The sequence below is a fragment of the Nautilia sp. genome (assembly GCF_053994455.1).
The window spans coordinates 1-2,846 of sequence record NZ_JBMYAU010000086.1; the positions used below are offsets into that span (position 1 = coordinate 1).

The window sequence follows — 2,846 nt, forward strand, 5'->3', positions numbered from 1 at the left end:
GGAGCAAGCAGGGGAATAGGGCGTGAGCTTGTAAACAGATTCAACGACGGAAACAATACAATATACGCAGTTGCAAGAAACGTACAAAACCTTAAAAACATCAAAAACGTAATTCCCGTACAAATGGATTTGGCCGATTTGGATGAGGTCGGAAGATATTTCAAAAATTTAAACGTCCGCTTTGATACCGTAATAGCGAATGCCGCAATTTCCCTGCCGCATTCCCCTTCGTTTACCCCGTTTGAGGAATTTAAAAAAACGTTTGATATAAATTTTTTAAGCATTCACGCGATGCTTGAGGGTGTGGTGCCTAAAATGGATAAAGGCAAAATCGTTTTTATTTCATCGCTCGCTTCGCTTGTGGGCGCCCCGAATTCAATGCCCTACAGCGCAAGCAAAAGGGCTCTTAATTCTTACGCACAGTCTCTTAGAAACCTGCTTGCCCCCGATATTAAGGTTATAAACATCCTTCCGGGATTTATCAAAACGGATATGACGGATAAAAACGACTTTTATATGCCTTTTTTAATGGACTTAAAAAGCGGGGTTGACAGGATTATGTACGCAATTGAAAACGATAAAAAAGAGTACGCCTTTCCGAAAAGGTTTTATTATTTGATAAAATTGTTTAATATATTGCCGGTTTCTTTTCAGGATGCCGTTTTAAGGAAGGTCGGACGATGAATTATTTAGAGTATATAAAAAAATTAAAAAAAGAGTTTGAAAAAGAAGGGTTTATTATTGACGGAATTGTCGGTTCTATGGCCAGGGGAGAAAAATTTAACGATATTGATGTAGTATATCATGTAACTGAGAAGTTTGTTAATAAATACGGGGGGTTCGGTTCGGTTATTGAGATAGAAAAAATAAAAGCAAAATTAAAAAACAGACTTAAAAAGGAAGTAGATTTAATAGCTTTGTCAAATTTAAGCAATACCGCTAAACGGTATATGTTAAAAGATTTGAAAAATGTGTGAAAAAATTGAATTTATTTTAGAAATGATTGAAAATATTGAAAAATTATCAAAAGACACGGAGGTATTGTGAAAGCTTTGGAAGATTTTGAGGGGCAAATGGCAATTTTTATGGGTTTGAGTCAAATAGGGGAAGTATTAAATAAATTACCGCATGATTTTATACAAAAGTATAATTTAACGGAAGAAAAAACAGGGGCTTATTATACGAGAAATTATATTGTTCATGATTATGAAGGTGTTGATTTAATAATAGTGGAAAAAATATTAAGAGAAAATATTCCCGTATTGAAAGATAAATTAAAAAAGGCAAAAAATGCTTAGCGTATGCACGTACTGCGGGGTGGGGTGCGAGATAGACGCACGGGTAAGAGATGGAAAAATAGAGAAAATCTCTGCCGTAAAAGGCGGAAAATCAAGCGGTGGGGAGCTTTGTATAAAAGGTAAATACGGGTTTGAATTTTTAAACGAAAGAATAAACGCCCATCTTGTAAGTTATGATTTCATTGAAAAAAACAAAGACTCTTTTCCGTTCGAGCTTGCCGTAAGGCTTGCAAACCTGTACGAATATGACGAAAAGTTTTACATCTCCCCTTATTCGCTGGCGCTTGACCTCGCCGCGTGGAAAATAAAAGAGATATTAAATAAACATACCCCGAACCACATAGCGTGTATAGGAGGGGCGAGGACGAGTGTCGAGAGTGCCTGGTTTTTCCAGCATTTCGCAAGAAAAGTGCTTAAAACCCCGAATGTGGACAACTGTGCGAGAATCTGCCATTCCCCAAGTCTCAGCGGGCTTAAGATGAGTATAGGGGAAGGTGCGAGCAGCGTTGAGTTTGACGAACTTTTAAAAACCGACGTTATATTTATAATAGGTTCAAACACAACTCAGGCCCACCCTATGGTGGCGAGCAGGATTATTAAAGCCAAAAGAAGGGGTGCGAAAGTAATCGTGGCGGACGTGCGCGAAATTCCTATTATGAAGTTTGCGGATATAAGCGTTATTTTGCCTTTTGAATCAAACCTTCTGTTTTTAAACGCAATAGCAAGGGAAATGATTGAAAAAGATATGATAAACAAAGAGTTTATAAGCAAAAGATGTGTAAAATATGAGGAGTATAAAGAAAATATACTAAAACACCCTGATTCGAAAGAGTATTTTGAAAAACTAAAAGGCTTTGAGCATATATCGGGACAGATTGAAGAGATTGCACAACTTATATCCAAAAACAAAACCGTTTTCGTCTGGGGACTCGGATTAACTGAGCATATCGACGGTACCGAAGCGGTTAACGCCGTAAGCAACCTCGCGATGCTTAGCGGTAATTTCGGTGAAGGGTGCGGGGTGCTGCCTCTGAGGGGCCAGAACAACGTTCAGGGCGCATGTGACGTGGGGTGCCTGCCGTATTACGGACCGGATTATACCATTCCCGAAAAAATAGGACTTATGACCCCTGATGTGATGGATCATCTTCTTGAGGGGAGAATAAAAGCCGTTATTAACATGGGAGAGGATATCCTTCATGTCCATCCGAATTTAAATAAAATCAAAAAAGCGTTTGAAAATATCGAATTTCTGATGGTAATGGAAGTTATGAGAAACGAAATAACCGAAAAAGCGGATATCGTATTCGGGGTAAAAAGCGCATATGAAAAAACGGGCGTTTACGTAAACGCCGAAAGAAGGCTTCATTTAAGCACGCCTTTGGTGAAATGCGGTATGCCTGATGATTGGGAGGTTTTGACAGAAATATCAAAAAGACTCGGAATCGACCCCGGGTTTAAAACAAGTGAGGATGTGTTTGAAGAATGTAAAAAGGAAGTGGGCAGGTTTAAAGGCGCCACTTATGAAAAACTGAAACAAAAACCTCT

At 38.7% G+C, this 2,846-nt stretch carries 4 protein-coding genes; all 4 read left to right on the forward strand.

The features are described 5' to 3' along the window. Window positions 1–684, forward strand: a 684-nt coding sequence (locus tag ACXJIE_RS06465; RefSeq protein ID WP_456480147.1) for an SDR family NAD(P)-dependent oxidoreductase, incomplete at its 5' end; no start/stop codon positions are given. After that, the gene (locus tag ACXJIE_RS06470; protein ID WP_456480148.1) at window positions 681–977 is read left to right on the forward strand and encodes a hypothetical protein; all 297 of its coding nucleotides are present in this window, start codon (window positions 681–683) and stop codon (window positions 975–977) included. The genes ACXJIE_RS06465 and ACXJIE_RS06470, both read left to right, overlap by 4 nt. 66 nt (window positions 978–1,043) lie before the next feature. After that, entirely contained in the window at window positions 1,044–1,298 is a 255-nt protein-coding gene (locus tag ACXJIE_RS06475; protein ID WP_456480149.1) for a HepT-like ribonuclease domain-containing protein, read from the forward strand. After that, window positions 1,291–2,846, forward strand: a 1,556-nt coding sequence (locus tag ACXJIE_RS06480; RefSeq protein WP_456480150.1) for a molybdopterin oxidoreductase family protein, incomplete at its 3' end; no start/stop codon positions are given. The genes ACXJIE_RS06475 and ACXJIE_RS06480, both read left to right, overlap by 8 nt.

Excerpts from the sequence above, each read along its gene's own strand:
- ACXJIE_RS06470 (WP_456480148.1), top strand. The coding sequence starts at position 681 with ATGAATTATTTAGAGTATATAAAAAAATTAAAAAAAGAGTTTGAAAAA.